15 protein-coding genes are annotated in these 18,173 nt (G+C 53.4%); 5 read left to right on the top strand and 10 right to left on the bottom strand.

The window, feature by feature from the left end; translation table 11 throughout:
- Nucleotides 1-25: 25 nt before the first annotated feature.
- From ligA to HP435_RS03790, 3 genes are all read right to left on the bottom strand, one after another.
- Entirely contained in the window at nucleotides 26-2,044 is a 2,019-nt protein-coding gene (ligA, locus tag HP435_RS03800) for an NAD-dependent DNA ligase LigA (RefSeq protein WP_122965537.1), read from the bottom strand.
- Nucleotides 2,045-2,085: 41 nt separating this feature from the next.
- A complete protein-coding gene (gene pcrA / locus HP435_RS03795) occupies nucleotides 2,086-4,428 on the bottom strand; it encodes a DNA helicase PcrA (protein ID WP_173597854.1) in 2,343 nt (780 codons plus the stop codon).
- Between the two features lie 100 nt (nucleotides 4,429-4,528).
- Nucleotides 4,529-5,329, bottom strand: a complete 801-nt coding sequence (locus tag HP435_RS03790) for a VanW family protein (protein WP_173597853.1) — start codon at nucleotides 5,327-5,329, stop codon at nucleotides 4,529-4,531.
- A gap of 162 nt (nucleotides 5,330-5,491) precedes the next feature.
- Between HP435_RS03790 and HP435_RS03785 the strand changes: the two genes are divergently transcribed.
- Nucleotides 5,492-6,589: a DUF418 domain-containing protein gene (locus HP435_RS03785; protein ID WP_229049932.1), complete on the top strand. Its 1,098-nt coding sequence runs from the start codon at nucleotides 5,492-5,494 to the stop codon at nucleotides 6,587-6,589.
- 117 nt (nucleotides 6,590-6,706) lie between these two features.
- Here the strand turns inward: HP435_RS03785 and HP435_RS03780 are convergent, their stop codons facing one another.
- From HP435_RS03780 to HP435_RS03760, 5 genes are all read right to left on the bottom strand, one after another.
- Nucleotides 6,707-7,945 carry a PqqD family protein gene (locus HP435_RS03780; protein ID WP_122965541.1) on the bottom strand — a complete coding sequence of 413 codons (1,239 nt, stop codon included), beginning with the start codon at nucleotides 7,943-7,945 and terminating at the stop codon, nucleotides 6,707-6,709.
- A 27-nt stretch (nucleotides 7,946-7,972) separates the two neighbouring features.
- Nucleotides 7,973-9,136, bottom strand: a complete 1,164-nt coding sequence (locus HP435_RS03775) for a HesA/MoeB/ThiF family protein (RefSeq protein WP_122965542.1) — start codon at nucleotides 9,134-9,136, stop codon at nucleotides 7,973-7,975.
- A gap of 407 nt (nucleotides 9,137-9,543) precedes the next feature.
- Complete coding sequence (locus tag HP435_RS03770) at nucleotides 9,544-10,236, bottom strand: heptaprenylglyceryl phosphate synthase (protein ID WP_122965543.1); 693 nt, start codon at nucleotides 10,234-10,236, stop codon at nucleotides 9,544-9,546.
- Between the two features lie 17 nt (nucleotides 10,237-10,253).
- The gene (locus tag HP435_RS03765; protein ID WP_063229546.1) at nucleotides 10,254-10,544 is read right to left on the bottom strand and encodes a YerC/YecD family TrpR-related protein; all 291 of its coding nucleotides are present in this window, start codon (nucleotides 10,542-10,544) and stop codon (nucleotides 10,254-10,256) included.
- A 118-nt stretch (nucleotides 10,545-10,662) separates the two neighbouring features.
- The gene (locus tag HP435_RS03760) at nucleotides 10,663-11,727 is read right to left on the bottom strand and encodes a DUF3048 domain-containing protein (protein WP_122965544.1); all 1,065 of its coding nucleotides are present in this window, start codon (nucleotides 11,725-11,727) and stop codon (nucleotides 10,663-10,665) included.
- 173 nt (nucleotides 11,728-11,900) lie between these two features.
- Here HP435_RS03760 and HP435_RS03755 point away from each other — a divergent pair, with 173 nt between their 5' ends.
- Both HP435_RS03755 and HP435_RS03750 read left to right on the top strand, forming a co-directional pair.
- Complete coding sequence (locus tag HP435_RS03755; RefSeq protein WP_122965622.1) at nucleotides 11,901-12,602, top strand: response regulator transcription factor; 702 nt, start codon at nucleotides 11,901-11,903, stop codon at nucleotides 12,600-12,602.
- Nucleotides 12,599-14,002 carry a sensor histidine kinase gene (locus HP435_RS03750; protein WP_122965545.1) on the top strand — a complete coding sequence of 468 codons (1,404 nt, stop codon included), beginning with the start codon at nucleotides 12,599-12,601 and terminating at the stop codon, nucleotides 14,000-14,002. The genes HP435_RS03755 and HP435_RS03750 overlap by 4 nt, the downstream gene beginning before the upstream one ends.
- Before the next feature lie 72 nt (nucleotides 14,003-14,074).
- Here HP435_RS03750 and HP435_RS03745 read toward each other — a convergent pair whose 3' ends face one another.
- The gene (locus tag HP435_RS03745) at nucleotides 14,075-14,863 is read right to left on the bottom strand and encodes a GNAT family N-acetyltransferase (RefSeq protein WP_173599463.1); all 789 of its coding nucleotides are present in this window, start codon (nucleotides 14,861-14,863) and stop codon (nucleotides 14,075-14,077) included.
- Nucleotides 14,864-14,965: 102 nt separating this feature from the next.
- Here HP435_RS03745 and HP435_RS03740 point away from each other — a divergent pair, with 102 nt between their 5' ends.
- On the top strand, nucleotides 14,966-16,465 hold the full coding sequence (locus HP435_RS03740; protein ID WP_063229548.1) for an IMP dehydrogenase: 1,500 nt from the start codon (nucleotides 14,966-14,968) through the stop codon (nucleotides 16,463-16,465).
- A 61-nt stretch (nucleotides 16,466-16,526) separates the two neighbouring features.
- On the opposite strand, the gene HP435_RS03735 is transcribed toward HP435_RS03740, so the two are convergent.
- Nucleotides 16,527-17,501, bottom strand: coding sequence for an aldo/keto reductase (locus HP435_RS03735; protein ID WP_173599462.1), 975 nt, complete (start codon nucleotides 17,499-17,501; stop codon nucleotides 16,527-16,529).
- Between the two features lie 208 nt (nucleotides 17,502-17,709).
- On the opposite strand from HP435_RS03735, the gene HP435_RS03730 reads away from it, so the two are divergent.
- Nucleotides 17,710-18,168, top strand: coding sequence for a MerR family transcriptional regulator (locus HP435_RS03730; protein WP_173597846.1), 459 nt, complete (start codon nucleotides 17,710-17,712; stop codon nucleotides 18,166-18,168).
- Nucleotides 18,169-18,173: the final 5 nt, after the last annotated feature.

Genomic DNA, 18,173 nt, shown 5'->3' with positions numbered 1-18,173 from the left:
CATCTGTCTGTCGCCACCGTTTTCTTTACGGTGTTGCTGTTTGAAGAACTTCCAGGAATCCGGCTTCATCCATAACAGCCACACCCAATTTTTCTGCTTTCTCCAGCTTGGAGCCAGCTTTTTCTCCCGCAATTACCAGATCGGTTTTCTTGCTGACGCTGCTCGTTACTTTGCCACCCAATCGGGCAATCGCTTCCTCTGCTTCCTGGCGGGACATTTGGGTCAATGTTCCGGTCAGGACAATCGTTTTTCCGGAGAACGGCAAGTCGGCGCCACTCTCGACGCGAATGCCTTTGTACTCCATGTTCACTCCCGCTGCCTTCAATCTTTCGATGACAGCTTGTGCTTGCGGCTGAGCGAAATAGTTGATGAGACTCGCAGCCATTTTCGGGCCGATCTCGTTAATTTGCGTCAGTTCTTCTTCTGTCGCCTGCATGATGGCATCGATATGGCCAAAATGCTCGGCAAGCACCTTCGCCGCCTTTGCTCCGACCAGGCGGATGCCTAACCCGAACAGGACGCGTTCCAGCGAGTTTTCCTTGCTCGCTTCGATCGCTGCCAGCAAATTGTCTACCGACTTTTCGCCCATGCGCTCCATCCCCAGCAGCACATCGCGCTGCTGGTGCAAATAATACAGGTCAGCGACGCTGTGAATGATGTCGTCGCGGTACAGCTGAGCCACCACTTTTTCGCCCAGCCCGTCAATGTTCATCGCTGTGCGGGAAACAAAGTGGATCATGCCTTCACGGATCAATGCCGGACACATCGGGTTGATACAGCGCAAGGCCACTTCTTCCTCCAAGCGCACCAGCTCGCTGCCACACTCCGGACAATGCGTCGGCATGGCAAAAGGCACTTCGCTGCCCGTTCTGCGCTCCGGCAGCACCGCTATAATTTCCGGGATGATATCGCCTGCCTTTTTGACGACGACATGATCGCCAATCAGCAAGCCTTTTTCCCGGATGATGTCTTCGTTGTGCAAAGAAGCACGCTTTACTGTCGTGCCCGCCAAACTGACTGGCTTCAAAAGGGCCGTCGGTGTCACGCTTCCCGTTCTGCCTACGGACACTTCGATGCCTTCAAGCACCGTGACCGCTTCTTCCGCCGGAAACTTGTACGCGACCGCCCAGCGCGGGCTTTTTGCCGTAAAGCCCAGCTCTTCCTGCTGCGAATAGCTGTCCACTTTAATGACCATGCCGTCGATTTCATATGGCAAGGTCGGGCGTTTTTCTGTCCAGTTTTCAATGAAGGCGAGCAGCTCCTCGACGTCTTCGAATACGCGGCGCTCTTTGTTCACCTTGAAGCCTAGAGATTCGAGCAGGTCAAGCCCTTCGCTGTGGGACTCGACCGTCTCGCCCTGCAAGTCGCCAATCCCGTAAATAAAGGTGTCGAGCTGACGGGATGCAGCGATTTTCGGATCGAGCTGCCGCAGCGAGCCGGCTGCCGAGTTGCGCGGATTGGCAAACAGCGCTTCCCCGCGCTCTTCCCGCTCCCGGTTCAGCTTGTCGAAAGCAGCTTTTGGCATGTACGCCTCGCCTCGCACCTCCAAGGTCAGCGGCTTGGTCAGCTTGAGGGGAATCGAGCGGATCGTCTTCAAGTTTTGGGTGATGTCCTCGCCTGTGCTCCCGTCTCCACGAGTCGCTCCGCGCACAAACATACCGTTTTCGTAGTGCAAGGACACAGCAAGCCCATCGATTTTCAGCTCAGCCACATAGCGAACGGCCTGGCTCCCCACGGCCTGGCGGACACGGCGGTCAAAATCTCTGATGTCTGCTTCCCCAAAAGCGTTGCCAAGACTGAGCATCGGCGTCTTGTGTACGACTTTTTCAAAGAATGGCAAAGGCTCCCCCCCAACGCGCTGGGTGGGAGAATCCGGAGAAGCCAGTTCTGGAAACTGGTTTTCCAGTTCAGTAAGCTCCCGCATCAATTGATCGTATTCCTGATCGGAAATCTCAGGTCGATCCTGTTCATAGTAAAGACGGTTGTGCCGCTCAATTCGTTTCACCAATTCTTTGATTTTTGTTTCCGCCGTCAATCGATCCATCTCGTTCATCCTTTACTTTAGCGATAGTCTGCGCATTAGCATTACGCCCGCTGTATCGGCGCGAATTTCGCGAGCAGCTTCTTGATGCCAGTCGGGCTAGGGAATGCGATATCAAGCTCCATATCGTCACCCGCTCCTTTTACTTTCACGACAGTACCCATGCCCCACGTGCCGTGCTGCACCCTGTCTCCGACTTTCCAATCCACTCCTGCTCCCTGACCGTGTCCAGGCAGCTTGTCGCCAGCCTGCAACCCTGGACGAGTGAACGTTGCCGAGCCTCCTGTCGATCGTTGCGCCATTCCTGGCTTGGCGGAACCGAAGCCCCCGCCTGCTTGCGGGGAGGTCGAGCCGAACGATCTTGCCCCCATCTCGCGCTGACCAAATGCTCCGCCGCGGCCACCACCGCCAAAGCTTCGCTCTGCTGCGGCAGGGTTGCCTTCCAACAGCTCGGGCGGAATTTCCTGCAAAAATCGCGACGGCGCACTGACGTTGGTTCGTCCAAACAGCGTCCGCATCCGCGCGCACGTCATGTACAGGCGCTCTTCTGCCCGGGTAATGCCTACGTACGCCAGACGACGCTCTTCTTCCATCTCGGTGTCGTCAAAAAGGGAGCGGCTGTGCGGGAACACGCCTTCCTCCAGTCCGACGAGAAACACTACCGGAAACTCCAGCCCTTTGGCGCTATGCAGCGTCATCAGCACAACTTGCCCGTCTGCGGCTACTACCTCTTCTTCCCCATCTTCGCCAAGCGAATCAATATCAGCGACAAGCGCCAAATCGGTCAAAAAGGCGAGCAGACTCTTGTCTTCATTTTTGCGCTCGAACTCCTGCGTAACAGACAGAAACTCCTCGATGTTCTCCAGACGCGCCTGCGCTTCCAGCGTCTTGTCTTCTTTCAGCGATTCGCGGTAGCCGGATCGCTTCAATACTTCCTCTACCAGCTCGGTCACGCTCAAATAGTCCGTCATCTGCATCAAATTGGTAATCAGATCGTTAAACGACAAAATCGCATTCGTCGTGCGGGACGGCAGGCCCATGTAAGCCGTCTCCTGAATGGCCTGGTACAGCGACTGGCCGTTGGCATTGGCGTACGCTTGCAGCTTGTCGACGGTCGTGTCACCGATGTTGCGCTTCGGCACATTGATAATGCGCTGCAAGCTGATATCGTCGTCCGGGTTGGAAATCAGGCGCAAGTAGGCGAGAATGTCCTTGATCTCTTTGCGATCGTAGAACTTCGTGCCGCCGACGATGGTGTACGGAATGTTCGATTTGATGAACACATCCTCGACCACACGGGACTGGGCATTGGTCCGGTACAAAACGGCAAACTTGTCGTAGCGCTTGTACTTCGCCATCTGCTTGCGAATCGTATCGACGATAAAATACGCCTCGTCATGCTCGGAATCACCCTGGAAGCACATGATTTTTTCTCCGCCGGGATTTTCCGTCCACAGTTTCTTTTCCTTGCGCAGCTTGTTGTTGGCGATGACCTGGTTCGCTGCTTGCAGGATCGTCTTGGTCGAGCGATAGTTTTGCTCCAGCTTGATCAGCTTTGCTTCCGGGTAGTCTTTTTCAAAGTTCAGGATGATGGAGATGTCCGCTCCCCGCCACTTGTAAATACTTTGGTCGGCATCCCCCACGCAGCAGACGTTGCGGAACTTGTCGGCCAGCATGGAAATCAAAAGATACTGGGCGCGGTTCGTATCCTGATACTCGTCGACGTGTATGTAGCGGAATTTTTTCTGGTAAAATTCCAGCACTTCCGGCACTTCCTTGAACAGGCGAACCGTCGTCATGATCAAGTCGTCGAAGTCCAGCGACTGGTTGCTTTTCAGCTTTTTCTGGTACGCTTCGTACACCTTGGCAGCCACCTGGGAAAACGGATCGCCCGCCAGTCTGGCAAAAGTCGCCGGGTCTGTCAGTTCGTTCTTCGCTCCGCTGATGGCAGCCAGGATGGACCGCGGCTCATATTGCTTCGGATCGATGTTCAGTTCCTTCAGGCACTGCTTGACGACAGACAACTGGTCGCCAGCGTCGAGAATGCTGAAGCTGCGGTTGATGCCAAGCCGGTCAATATCCCTGCGCAAAATTCGCACGCACAAGGAGTGAAACGTCGAAAGCCACGTATCCTGAGCCGCTGCACCGCCAATGATCGCCGCTACGCGGTTCTGCATCTCGCGCGCAGCCTTGTTGGTGAACGTAATCGCGAGAATGCTCCATGGCGCAACTTGCTTCACGCTGATGAGATAAGCAATCCGCTGTGTCAGCACCTTGGTCTTGCCGCTGCCCGCTCCGGCCAGAATCAGGACAGGACCTTCCGTGGTAAGTACGGCTTCCCGCTGTTCCGGGTTCAAGCCTGACGTAATTCGTTCTACTGAAGACATATGTATAAATCCACCTTTCCACGTTCCTATACGAGTGCATATGTTCCTATTTTCGCACAGATTGCACCTGAGTTCCAGTTCGTATACGGGAGAGGAAAGATCATCCTTTTGGCAAAAGCGGCTCGTACATGAGATAGGCGCGATTTTCCGTCAGCCACTGCTGTTCCAGCCACTCCCCGTCCTGGGCATACACATTGCGCCACAGTTGGTTGCTCCGCTCGTATCCGCCCCAGATCGAAGGGGTGATGGCATGCTCTTTCTCAATCATTTCATACCTTCGTGTCGGCGGCATGTCAGCTCTCCATTCCCCCACCAGATGCGTGTCCGTCAGCCAGACACAAAGCTGGAAAGTTTGGTTCGTCCGGTTTTCAATCTGCAAATCGAGGTAGTTGTAAAAGCAAGTGGCGCCGCTTCCGAACGGCTGGGTTCTGTTCGCGTCGGGAAACACATCGTAGCTGTGACGATGGCGTTCGGTCACGGTCAAAGGCGTGTGCAGTGTCATCCAGTACAGCAAGTTGGATAGCTGGCACAAACCGCCGCCAATCCCGGCTGTGACGCGACCATGCGAGAGCAGCATCCCCTCTACGTAGCCTTTTCTTTTTGTCGGCTTGCCAATCAGCTTCCAGTAGGAAAAAGTTTCGCCCGGCCGAATGATCACTCCGTGCAAACAGGCGGTCGCGAGGCGCAAATTTTTCACCTTGTTGTGCTGCATCCACATTTCTACATGCTGCAATTGGCGCAACAAAATAGTCTGATGGGAAAAATGGACATAAGGAAGCGGCTGGCTGCTTTTTTCCCGCGCCAATCTCGTTCGCCCAAACAGCCACTGCGCATGCCGCCTGCCGCGATAATAGGCAACTCCTGCGGCAAGCCGCCACTTTCCCCGGAGAATCGGCTTCATTTTCGCGCCTCCTTTCCTTCCTGATTTATACAAATAGACGAGGTGAGCAATCAGATAGTTGCGCTGGGAGCGAGCCTCTTACATTTTTGTAAGCAGAGCGTAATGCAAATCTCTTTCTCCCTTCCTCGCTGTGCGTTAGGATGAAGAGACGTCTGATTGGATATAAATCTAGGTACAAAGGAAGTGATCATTTTGACAGCGCTCGCTCCTACCGGGACACAGAGGATCGACACACTGGATACTGTACGCGGCTTCGCTTTGCTCGGAATCATCCTGGTCAACATTTTGCCGCTGCTTGACGTAAAGACTCCAACCCCTGGCAGCTTGGACGCCTGGCTGTTTCAGTTTTTCAATTTTGCTGTAGAATCGCGCTTTTTCGTGATTTTTTCGTTTCTGTTCGGAGTAGGCTTCCATCTGTTTGTCAGCCGGGCGAAAGCAAAAGGGGCCAACAGTACGGTTCTGTTTGTCCGCCGTCTGCTTGCGCTTCTGGCCTTCGGTTTTGTCCACAAAATGTTCCATCCGGGCGAAGCCCTGTTTATTTACGCGATCTTCGGCTTTATGCTCATGCCTTTTTACCGCTTGAAGGCGAGAACAAACCTGATTGTCGGGCTGATCCTCGCCATGTTCGTTTGCTCCACGGGCTTCAAGCCGATGTTGGTGCTGCCGCTGTTCATTCTCGGCCTGTCTGTCGGGCAATTCGGGGTATTCCAGGACATTCCCCGCTTTCTGCCTGCGATCAAAAAGGTTCAAGGCATCGCCTTTGTCCTTATGCTGGTCGGTCTGTACGCCCAGTATCATTTCCTTCCGGCTGACCCGTTTATGACAGCCAACATGATCGTTGTGGACGACATGTCCGAGGAACAATTGCTTGCGCTCACGTACTACACGATCGCCTTGACTTCGACCGGCTTTGTCATGTCAGCTTTTTACGTGACGACGCTAATCCGGCTTTTGCAGCACAGCGGTGTCCAAAAAGCATTGGCTCCGCTCACCAGCTACGGACGGATGGCCCTCACCAACTACGTGGGGCAAACGGTGCTGATCTTGGTCGGCGGCTACCTGTTCGGCTGGTATGGTACGCTCACCTACTGGCAGTCCACGCTCTTTTGCCTCGGGATCTATGTCGGGCAAATGGCTTTCAGCATGCTGTGGCTGTCCGCCTTCCGCATGGGCCCGCTTGAGTGGATATGGCGCGTGTTCACTTATTTGCAAGTCACGCCGCTTCGCAAGGACAGCAACGGGAAACGCTCTTTAGCTTGATGTTCGATGACCGCTGCCTGCCAAAACAAAAAAGCGTAAAGAAACATCGCGTTTCTTTACACTCCTGTCAAAAGCGAATGTGTGGAGCAGGCCCCTTGCCGAAGGAGAGACGTTTGTTTACGCCTCCTGCAAGGATTTGGCCCGCTCCCGTTCGCTTTTTCTTTGTCGATAGGCGCGAAGCCACGACCAGCCTACGATGAAGAATGGAACCAACACGAGCATAATCAACAGGATGCCGTCCCAAAACTGCCACGAAGCGACGGAAGCGTGACGCATCTCATCGGCGATCTTCGCAATAAAATCAATCGCCATGCGCAACTGATACTGGACAAAAAACCAGATCGCCCAGACGGAACCGATCAAATACACCCAACTGTACCAACGGATGACCTGTTTTTCATGCAAGGAGACATACTCCCATTCCTCTTGCTCTTCCTGCGTCAACGACCGGATTTTGCTTTTCAGAAAAAGTCGCGTATTCATCAGCAGATTGGCGCAGCGAAAACGGGTGGCGAGCATGTAGTACACATCCGTTTGCATGAACACCATGAACTGAAACGCCAGCGCCATGAGCAAAATCACGTTAACCATGCGGATAAATGCCTGGATAAAAGGCAAGAGACTCACCCAGCCAGCGTCATGGGCGAAAAGCAGGATCACGCCGATCCCCCAAAATGTCGCGTCCCACGCCATTCCGGCCACAAACGCTTTGTAACGACGCCCCGGCTCCACGAGAACGATATTGGACATGTTCGTCTCCGCTACGGCAAAGACAAGCCGATGCCCCAGCCCGATGCGACTGCCGATGGAAAGCGACCGCGCCGCCAGCAAATGCGCCAGCTCATGAAAGAACAAAAACATCCAGATCGTCACAAACGAAGCCAGCACAGAAACGGTCACAGAAGTAGAGACAAAAATGTCGGAGTAGACCGGAATGTACTTGCCTGTGAAGGCGCACAGCAACACCCCTGCCAGAAATACACAGCCATACAGGCAAAAAGCTACACGGTTAAAGAAAAACTGTCCCGTCGCTTCCTTGATCCACGAAAAGTGGTCGACAACAGCAACCGGCTCGTTTACCACCTCGCCGTCTACCGTATGGACAAACTGGTAGGAAGCTGCGAGATCGTTGGCAAAGTCAAGCACGTCCACAGGCTCGCCCAGCCGTTCTTCCATGATCGTAGCGACTTCGTTTACGGTTTTGCCTTCATCAAGCAAATCGATGATTTCCACGCCAATAACCGGGAGTACAATAAAATTGCTGATATCGGTTCGCCCGATCAGCATCTCCTCTTCGTTTTCCGCCCGGCGCGCAAGCGGATGCATTTTGAGGACACTGTCGCCTGTCATCTTCACGCCAAAATCCCCTCCCTCTCTTCCGGATCAATGCCTCGCATTCACGTACACTTCGTTTGCCCTGACCTGAAAAATCGGCTCCTCGCCGTTGCCTTTTCCGCAAGTCGGACACGCTTGCTCGTTGCGCTCCCATTCGACGAACACTTTCTTTTCCAATGTGTTGAAATCAAACAACAGCAATTTTCCTGCCGATTGCACAGGCGCGATTCCCGTCAAAAACCGGACGGCATCCGAAGCCATCATGGCGGTAATCATCATCGTATTCGGCGCGATCGTAGCAGTAGGCGGCCTGAACTCGGTGTTGAGCAAGTTTTCAATCAGCCGCACGTAATCTTCCACCTGTTCGGAGCGGTGCAAATGCATGCAGTCCAGGCATCCCGTTTTCCCTGGATCGACCAAGAAAAACTGCCCTTCGATCAAATTAAAGCCCCCGGCAATATACGGGATGCCCAGATTGACGCAAGCCCGGTTCACCCATCTTGGCAAGACGAAAAATGGCTGATCGGCTGCCAGTACGACGAGATCGCTCCCGGCGATGACCTGCTCCACATCTGCACTGGACCCGATTTGCATCGTCTCGGTTTCGATTGCCACCCCTGAATGCAGTCTGGCGATGAAATCCCGCGCTGCCTCCACCTTTAGGCGTCCGACGTCTGCTTCATTGAACAACATCTGGCGGTTCAGGTTGTTCAGCTCTACCCTGTCAAAATCAACAAGTTTGATCTGCTCGATTCCCACTCCGACCAGATTGGCGAGCACAGTTGAGCCGAAAGCGCCCATGCCGAGGATGGTCACTTTTTTTCCGCTCAGTTGCTCCTGTACGTAACTCGGACTTTGTTCCAGGTTGGTAAACAGCGAGAAAAAGCGGATGTTCGCCTTGTATCGCTCTTTTTGCGCCAGCGTCAGGCCAGAAGCTTCCTCCGCCTCCTGATCCATAATAAAGCCCAGGCCTCCGAGGTCTTCTACAGCTTCCGCTATCTCCTCGCGAGTAAGCTCAGGATATTCGCCAAGCAAAGCGCTATGTATATCTTCAATCGTGCGCGTTCCGTCCATCAGCTTGACCATCTTGCGTATCGCTTTGTTCTCGTCATCCAGCTCGACGGAATACCCGGGAGCATCTCCCATGCGAATCGTCTGTTCTGTCACTTCATAGACAGGATGCACCGGTTTGAACAAAGGTCGACGTACCATATAAAAACACCTCCGGGATAAGGGCGCTTAATTAAGTAAGATGAAAAAAGGGAATAGCCCGAGTGCTATCCCCCCAATGCATTGTGATTAAGCTGCTACTGCAGTTGTGCGAACGCTCTCTACCTTTTTCGCTTGGATTTTCATAATTCAGTTCCTCCTCTCTATGTAAGAAAATACTGACAATTAGATTATATTTTGAAGAGTTAGAAAAATCTATAAGTTTTTTAAAATTTTATCCTATTTTGGTAATTTATTACTATACTTCAAAATTTCAATAGCCTGCCACTTCCATTTTATAGAAATAGACACAAAAAATGAATCCCCCAAGACGCTGCCGAACAGCATAAGCGGAGGGATTCATTTTACCAAACAAAAAAGAGAGCCTTCTGCTTCGGCTCTCTCATTTCCTATTTTTCCCCTTTTACAGCCCCAACCGTAGCCAAAGCAGCCTGCAAGTCATCGTAGATTACGTTGCCAACGACGACTGTATCGGCGATTGCCGCCATTTCAGCGGCTTGCTGCGGGGTGCGGATGCCGCCGCCGTAGAAGACGTGCGCTTCGTCGGCCCCTGCCTTGCAAGCTTTGACGATGGAAGGATCGCCGTATGTACCGCTGTACTCCAGATAGACGATGGGCAAGCGGCAGATTTTGGTCGCGACTTGCGCATACGCTTTGGCTTCTGCTGCGTCTGTGATCGGCAGGGCAGAAGTCAGCTCGGCGACGCCGGCTTGCGGATTGGCGATCAGGTAGCCTTCCGTAATAATCTCATCCCAATGAATGTAGGCTCCGTACGTTTTGAGTCCCGAAACGTGCGGGGCGAACATCCAGTTTGGATCGCCTGCATTCAGCACGAGCGGGATCAGATAGGAATCGAATCCGGGAACAACCGCGTCGAGCGACGAAATTTCCAGCACGGCCGGTACTGCGTAGCGGCGAATGCGGGACATCAGCTCAAGCGTATTGTCAAAAGTCACCCCATACGTGCCTCCAACGATAATCGCATCCGTGCCTGACTCGCAGATCAACTCTAGCGAATCGTCATCGATTGTTTTATCCGGGTCCAGTTTAAACGTATGGCGCCAACTGCGATAGTCAATCAACGTTGCCTGCCTCCTAGTTATTTTCCGATGCGCTCCAGCGCCATCTCGTATCCGTCGTTGCCGTAGTTCAGGCAACGCTTCACACGGGAAATAGTTGCTGTGCTGGCCCCTGTCTCAGCTTCAATCTGATTGTAGGTAAAGCCTTTTCTGAGCATGCGCGCCACTTCCAGGCGCTGCGCGAGCGACTGCATTTCGTTTACGGTGCACAGATCGTCAAAAAATTGATAGCATTCTTCCATGGTTTCCAGAGACAGAACCGCTTCAAACAGCTGCTCGATCCCTTTCCCCTTCAGTTTTTCCAGTTGCATTTTCGTCACCCCGTTATGGTATCCGTCTTCCGAACGGTTTCTCACTGTACAATTTTTAAGCACTAAAGCCCTACAATTAATCTTAGAAGAAACCGCCTTCATCCGCAAGCCCCAATCCCTAGTGGAACTTCAAGGATTGCGACAGACCCGGGGTATTCGGAAGAATTTCCACCCATGTATTTCCTGGCAAAAGCGGCGCTTCTTCCGTCAAAGCCGCATCCTCGTAGGCGCGAATCACGCCGTTGCTGCGCTTCCACTTGATTTTGCGCGCCTTGCCCTGCTGGAACAAATAACCGTCTCCAGGGCCGATCACATCGACCTGTCGGCGACCTTCGCTGTCCAATACACGATGCTTGGTCGAAATGACCAGCAAATTGGTCGTGGAAAGCTGCTTGTTGTCGCTCAAATCGACGTGCGGTTTGCCAGCTGTGAACCGCATGTACTTCTTCTGCTCGGCATCGTATGTAAAAGCAGCCTTGTTCAGCGCGTGAAAAGTCAGATCAATTTGCGTCGCAGGCTCGCCTTCCTTGATCTCGGCGTCATCCGCCAAGAAAGTGAAATGCGGCACTTCTGCGGTTGTCCGCATTTTTTTGTCTGCCATAGCCTGCTCGATCAGCTCTGGCTTGGTGTAAAGGTTATGCGGCATTTTGCGGAAGCTCTCCCGCCAGAAATAGCGCCCGTTCGGGATTTCATCCAGATGGCTGTAGTCGGACCGCGCCAATGTCTCCAGCGCCTCCTGACTGCCGCCAGCATGGACAAGCACAGCGTCGAAGCCGATGCCCAATTGAATGAAATAAGGGCGAATGCTGCGCACTGGCCCGACGACCTCCGGCTTTTGACTCTGGTATACCGTCAGAAAACGCGTCATCTCGCCTTCTGCCAGCACTTCGTAAATAATGTCCGCCTTGTTCAGTCCCGTCTGTGGCCGGGCTGGCGGCGCGTTGTTCACCATGACCATGACCGGGCGCTTGCTGTCCAGTCGTTCCTGGCTGCCAAGTCCCGTCAACGGCGCTTTATACGGGTACTGGATCGGTTGATTCGTCTCCGGTGGATTTTGCACGATAGGAGCGGTCGGCTGTTCTGGAGCCGGTGTCGGCTGTGTGTCAACCGGCTGCGGGCTGCACGCCGTAACGAATAGCAGCAGGGATAGTAGCATGAGTGACGTCTTCGTATGTCGTTTCACAAAATCGCTCCTTTCCATCTGTTGATGCCTTTTTTTCCCTACTTCTTTTTCGTGAGAGCGGAGGGGATTCCTGCTTCCACACGTTTTCCACGATTCTCATACGGACATGCCACACATCGCGTTTTTGGCTATGCTACAATAATGGAAAACAGATGCAAAGCGAGGGCGAAACCATGAATACCCCCTACCTTGTCTATCTGGTGGACGATGAAACCAACCTCCTGGATTTGCTGCAATCGTACTTGCAAAGCGCCGGATTGCAGGTCAAGGCGTTTTCCAGCGGTGCCGAAGTGCTGCCGTTGCTAGATGAAGAAACACAGCCGCATCTATGGATTTTGGACATCATGATGCCAGATATCGACGGCTACGAGCTGCTGCGACTCATTCGGGAAAAATCGAATGTACCGATCATTTTCATTTCCGCCCGCGACCAAGATGTCGATAAAATCATTGGACTGGAGCTGGGCAGCGACGATTATCTCGCCAAGCCGTTTTTGCCCCGCGAGTTGGTCATCCGCGCGAAAAAGCTTTTGCAGCGTACGTATGAAAAGCCTGGTGCTGCCGCAGCTTCCGCGCAAACTTTCCAGGATTGGGTAACGGTTGGCCCTTATATGATCTCAGAAAAAGGCCGGCAAGTAAAAGAAGGAGACGAATTGATCGATCTGACGACCAAAGAATTTGAGCTGATCATCTACCTTTTGCACAATCAGGGGCTGGCTCTGAACCGCGAGCAAATCCTGACCTCCATCTGGGGCGAGGACTACATCGGCTCCGACCGCGCTGTAGATGATCTCGTGAAGCGCATCCGCAAAAAGATGGCGAAATTCCCGCTGGAAACCGTCTATGGCTTCGGTTACCGGATGACGCGCATATGAGCAAATTTCGCCTGAAAAACTTGCCGCTCTCCCGGCAAATTCTCATTTTGTTCATGCTGCTGACAAGCGTGCTGGGCGTCGGCCTCGGGATCGGCTATCCTTTGGCGGTCAAGCAATACCTCGTTTCCAATACGTACGCCTTGCTGGAAGACGAGTTCAACACGCTGTCCAAGCATATTTCCTTCAATGAAGACAACGAACTGCTGCCTGTTCCGGCTGCAGCCCCTTACTTTTTGCAACTGCTCCTCTCCCGCTACGAATACTCGTTTGACATGATCGTCTACGCAGAAAACGGGCGGGAGCTGGGCAGCCGCAGCAGCAGTGGGCGGATTCCGTATGAGGAAGCGCGCGAATTGTTTATCAAGGCAGCCGCGCATCCGAACGACCAGTTGCAGCACGGCACGTTGAGTCGCGGCGACGAAAACTACCTGTTCGTCAGCAAGCGCATGGACTACCACGGCTTTCCTTACTACATGGTGCTGTTCTCCAAGGAACAGGAGCTGAATCAGATCAATGCGATTCTCACCCGCCAGTTTTTGCTCGTGTTCAGCCTGCTTCTGCTCGTTAGCTGGCTGCTCGCCGTCTGGTTCAGCGGCTACTTGAGCAAACCGCTGCGCAGCCTGGACGAGCTGTGCAACAAGATTGCCCGCCGCCAGTTTGACATTCCGCTCGTGATGGACCGCGGAGACGAGATCGGCCAGTTGGCCCGCTCTTTTGACACGATGAAAAATCAATTGAAGGAATACGACGAATCGCAACGTCATTTTGTGCAAAACATCTCCCATGAGCTGAAAACGCCGATTATGGCGATCCAGGGCTACACCCAGGGCTTGATTGAAGGGGTCTTTCAGGGGCCGCAAGCGGAAAAAGGGCTGGCGATCATCATGGAAGAGAGCAAGCGGCTGGAAAAGGTCGTCGGACAACTGCTCTATTTGACCAAGATTGAATCTGTGGCGCAAATGATGCAGGTGGGACAAGTCGATCTGTCGGAAATGATGCACCTGCTGCGGCAACGGCTTGCCGTCCTGAATCCGCAAGTCGAATGGGAAGTCAATGTACCGTCTGATTTGATTGTGGAAGGCGACGGCGAGCAATTGAGCACGGCGTTCGTCAACATCATGGAAAACCAGCTCCGCTACGCGAAAAACCGTCTGACCATTACCGGACGCCAGCTAGGGCAAAACGTAGTGATCAGCATTTCCAATGATGGTCCACCCATCGAAGAATCGCTGCTCCCTCATCTGTTCCAGCGCTTCCGCAAAGGCAAATCCGGCAAGCACGGCCTCGGACTGGCTATCGCCCGCGCCGTTTTTGAAGCGCACAAAGGGACGATTATCGCTCGCAATGATGCAGGCGGTCCTTGCTTCACCATGACTGTTCCCGTTTCGTTCAAAGGCTGACTACTTCCACGTCAACAAGAGCGGCTTGCCCGATCCTCACGATCGCGGTCGAGCCGCTCCTTTTCACTTCGTTTACCAGGCAAATTCAAATTCAATAAAGGCGTAGCGGGACACCGTCTCATAGCCCAGCTTTTCATAGACGCGAATCGCAGCGGGATTATCCGCAAACACCATCAAGTAGACGTTTGGCGACTTTTCCAGCCCCATTCGGCTAATGTCTGAGGCGATCTGTGTCCCCAAGCCTTTTTTCCGATGCTTTTCGCTGGTGCCGATGTTCCCGATCTCCACAAAAGCATCGTCGTAGACGTGAAAGCCAGCCAAAGCCATTGGCTCGTCCTGTTCGGAAAAAAGCGCGATATGCGGCATTTCTTCCACTTCCTCGGCACGAAAGCTGATCATGCCAACCTGCCCGGCCAGCGCGACAGCAAGCTGCCCCTCTGAAGGAGCAAGCAAACGGGAACTTCCCGGCGCAAGCAGCCTGTCAGGCGCGACCAGCTTCATTAGCTGCAACGTCCTTTGCGCCCGGATGCCGGGAATTTTCACCCGCTCAAAAGCCGCTTGCGGCAAGCCAAACACGCCCGTCTGTCCTTCCGGCATATCGACAGACGGCTGCTGGCGAAAATAGTTCAGCATGTCAGTCGCATCGTACTCCCCCTCTGCGGCCAAAAGCTGCAAGGAAAAAGCATGGAAGGGCATCCCCTGCAAGTAAGCGCCAACTGCCCGCACCTCACCATCCTCCACGTCCGCTGCAAACACGCTGCGCTCCGGGCGAAGATGCACATTTCCATAAAAAATATACGATTGCTCCAAGGCAATTGGCGTAAGCGAACTTATTTGTTCATATTTCAGCGGCAAAATCACTGCGAAAACACCCCTTCTTTCGATTCCCTATTGACGTTCTAACGCCTGGCGGTTACCATGATAAAAATTTCTCTTATAAAGATCATACAGGAGGAGAGAATTGTGGCTTTTTATTACACAGAACCATCTCGGACGTTTAACGAGTTTTTGCTGCTTCCGAATCTCACCACGAAAGAATGCACACCAAACAATGTGGACTTATCCACTCCGATTACCAAGTTTAAAAAAGGTGAAAAGCCAGCTATTACACTCAACATACCGTTCTCATCCGCAGTCATGCAAGCAGTTTCCGACCATCATATGGCGGTCGCATTGGCTAGATGTGGCGGTATTTCCTTTATTTTTGGCTCCCAATCGATCGAAAGCCAAGCGACCATGGTTCGCAAAGCGAAAAACCACAAGGCAGGCTTCGTTGTCAGCCGCTCCAATCTGACGCCAGAACATACATTGAAAGATATTTTGGCGCTGAAAGAACAGACAGGCCACTCCACCGTTGCGGTTACCGAAGATGGCTCCGCCAAAGGCAAGCTGCTCGGAATCGTCACCGGACGCGACTACCGTGTCAGCCGCGACTCGCAGGACAAGCTTGTGCGCGATATCATGACGCCGTTCTCCTCCCTGATCTACGGCAAATCCGGAATCACGCTGTCGGAAGCAAACGACCTGATCTGGGAGCACAAGCTCAACTGCCTCCCAATCGTGGATGAAAACCAAAACCTGGACTTCCTCGTATTCCGCAAAGACTACGATTCCCGCAAAAACAACCCGCTGTCGCTTCTCGATGCCAACAAAAGCTATATCGTAGGCGCGGGTATCAACACCAAAGACTATCAGGAGCGCGTTCCTGCGCTGGTAGAAGCGGGCGTTGACATTCTCGTCATCGACTCTTCGGACGGCTTCAGCGAATGGCAGCGCGATACTGTGCAATTTGTAAAAGAAAACTTCAACGTGCCAATCGGCGCCGGAAACGTTGTCGACAAGGAAGGCTTCCGCTACCTCGTCGAAGCAGGCGCAGACTTCGTCAAAGTAGGGATTGGCGGCGGCTCCATCTGCATCACGCGCGAGCAAAAAGGAATCGGGCGCGGCCAGGCTTCTGCTGTAATCGAAGTAGCGGCAGCCCGCGATGAATACTTCAAGGAAACAGGCATTTACGTACCGATCTGCTCGGACGGCGGCATCGTGCACGACTACCATATGACACTTGCTCTGGCAATGGGCGCAGACTTTGTCATGCTGGGCCGTTACTTCGCCCGCTTCGACGAAAGCCCGACCAAAAAAGTGAAAATCGGCAACAACTTCGTAAAAGAGTATTGGGGAGAAGGCTCCAACCGCGCACGCAACTGGCAGCGTTATGACACGGGCGGCAAAAGCGCGCTCGTGTTCGAGGAAGGCGTAGATTCGTACGTTCCTTACGCGGGAAGCCTGCGTGAAAACATGGACCGCACCCTGAGCAAAATCAAGTCGACCATGTGCAACTGCGGCTCCCTCTCCATCCCTGAGCTGCAACAAAAAGCGCGCATCACGCTCATTTCCGCTACCAGCCTGGTCGAAGGCGGAGCGCATGACGTCATTTTGAAAGAAAGCACAATGGCGGCTGAGTAACAGCATTGCAGTCAAAGCAGAAAAACGACGCGAAGATCAGTTCGCGTCGTTTTCTTATTTTTCACCCCAACCGATACACCGCAAACGGCTCCCCATAACGGTACGGCTCGCTCAACTGGTCGAGCTTTTGCATCGTTGCCTCGTCCAGCGCAAGCGTTGCGCTTTGCAAGTTGTCCGTGAGCTGTTCCACGCGAGTCGCGCCCACAATGACCGTCGAGACAGCAGGCTTGTGCATCAGCCAGGCAAGCGACAGGACGCTGGATGATACGCCCAGCTCAGCCGCAGCCTTGCCCACCTGCTGCCCGAACTCCAGGTTTTGTTCACTGAGCTTTTGGACGAAGCGCGGCTCTTTGTCAGCGCGTGAACCGGCAGGCGCCTTGTCCACGCTTGTATATTTTCCGGTCAAAATGCCCCCGGCAAGCGGGAAGTACGGGATGATGCCGACTCCCTGATCCAGACACATCGGCACCAGCTCCCGCTCCGGCGTACGATCCGCGAGCGAGTAGCTGACTTGCGTCGATACGTAGCGGTTCAAGCCTGCTTTCTCGCTGATCCCGATCGCTTTCATCAGCTCCCACGCCGCGTAGTTCGATGCCCCGATGTAGCGCACTTTTCCGGAGCGAACCATGTCATCGAGCGCCCGCAGCGTCTCTTCCAACGGCGTCTCGGGATCAAACGTGTGAATCTGGTACAAGTCGACGTAATCGGTGCGCAGCCGCTTCAAGCTGTCTTCCAGCTCCCGCATCAGATGATAGCGCGACGAGCCGCGCTGATTCGGCCCTTCGCCTTTTACCAGACCAGCCTTGGTCGCCAAAACAACCTCGTGCCGCTTCCCTTCCAGCGCCAGTCCGATAATGCGCTCCGATTCGGTTTGCGTGTAAATATTCGCCGTATCGATGAACGTAATCCCGTTCTCGATGGCGCTATGAATGATTTCTACGGATGTTCGTTCATCAGCACGCCCTCCAAATGAATTGGTTCCCAGTCCCAGGGCCGAAACGTTCAGCCCGCTTTTTCCCAAACGGTAATATTTCATGGTGGTCGACCTCGCTTTCCATAATTGAAATGGCTTGTGCAAGACTCTTTCATTATCGCGCATTTGCCGCTCGATTTCATGTTTTTCCCTCTATCGCCAAACAATAAGAGCACACTTGCACATTGCAAAACCATAACGTTTACGTTAAGGTTATAGTTGTGACGAAACGACTCGTGAAAATCATCTTGTTTCGGAAAGGGATGGACTGATGTACCGAATTGAAGAGGTTGCGAAAAAAACGAATTTGACCAAGCGAGCCTTGCGCTATTACGAAGAGCTTGGCCTGGTGTCTCCTTCCGGCAGGACGGAGAGCGGCTATCGCATGTACACGGAAGCGGACGTCGAACAAATTGTCCACGTAAAAGACATCCGCGACTTGCTCGGCGCCTCGTTGTCCGAGATTAAAGAAATGATGGAGCTGGGACGCAAATACGAGGAGCAGCGCGAGTTTTACCACCAGCACTACATGGGCCGCGAGCTGGAAGGCGAGGAGCTGCACAGGCGAATCGAGACGCTGAGAACTTTGGAAGAAACGCTCGGCAACCAACGGGACATTTTGCACGGGAAACTGACCAGAATGCAAGAGCTGCTGGAATCTTACGATGAGAAGCTTGCGCGGATCGTCACAAAACGCAATGAGCTGGAAGCAAAAGCAACAGGGAGGTAACACAT

The organism is Brevibacillus sp. HD3.3A (assembly GCF_013284375.2).
GTDB classification, from domain to species: domain Bacteria; phylum Bacillota; class Bacilli; order Brevibacillales; family Brevibacillaceae; genus Brevibacillus; species Brevibacillus parabrevis.
Note: the sequence above shows the minus strand (reverse complement) of the source record. Positions and strands in the feature narration are given on the sequence as shown.

Bases quoted from the DNA above. Each gene is read 5' to 3' on its own strand.
- HP435_RS03735 (WP_173599462.1), bottom strand. From the start codon at position 17,501: ATGAAATATTACCGTTTGGGAAAAAGCGGGCTGAACGTTTCGGCCCTG.
- HP435_RS03750 (WP_122965545.1), top strand. From the start codon at position 12,599: ATGAGCAAATTTCGCCTGAAAAACTTGCCGCTCTCCCGGCAAATTCTC.
- HP435_RS03790 (WP_173597853.1), bottom strand. From the start codon at position 5,329: ATGAAGCCGATTCTCCGGGGAAAGTGGCGGCTTGCCGCAGGAGTTGCC.
- ligA (WP_122965537.1), bottom strand. From the start codon at position 2,044: ATGGATCGATTGACGGCGGAAACAAAAATCAAAGAATTGGTGAAACGA.
- HP435_RS03775 (WP_122965542.1), bottom strand. From the start codon at position 9,136: ATGGTACGTCGACCTTTGTTCAAACCGGTGCATCCTGTCTATGAAGTG.
- HP435_RS03755 (WP_122965622.1), top strand. From the start codon at position 11,901: ATGAATACCCCCTACCTTGTCTATCTGGTGGACGATGAAACCAACCTC.
- pcrA (WP_173597854.1), bottom strand. From the start codon at position 4,428: ATGTCTTCAGTAGAACGAATTACGTCAGGCTTGAACCCGGAACAGCGG.
- HP435_RS03765 (WP_063229546.1), bottom strand. From the start codon at position 10,544: ATGCAACTGGAAAAACTGAAGGGGAAAGGGATCGAGCAGCTGTTTGAA.
- HP435_RS03730 (WP_173597846.1), top strand. From the start codon at position 17,710: ATGTACCGAATTGAAGAGGTTGCGAAAAAAACGAATTTGACCAAGCGA.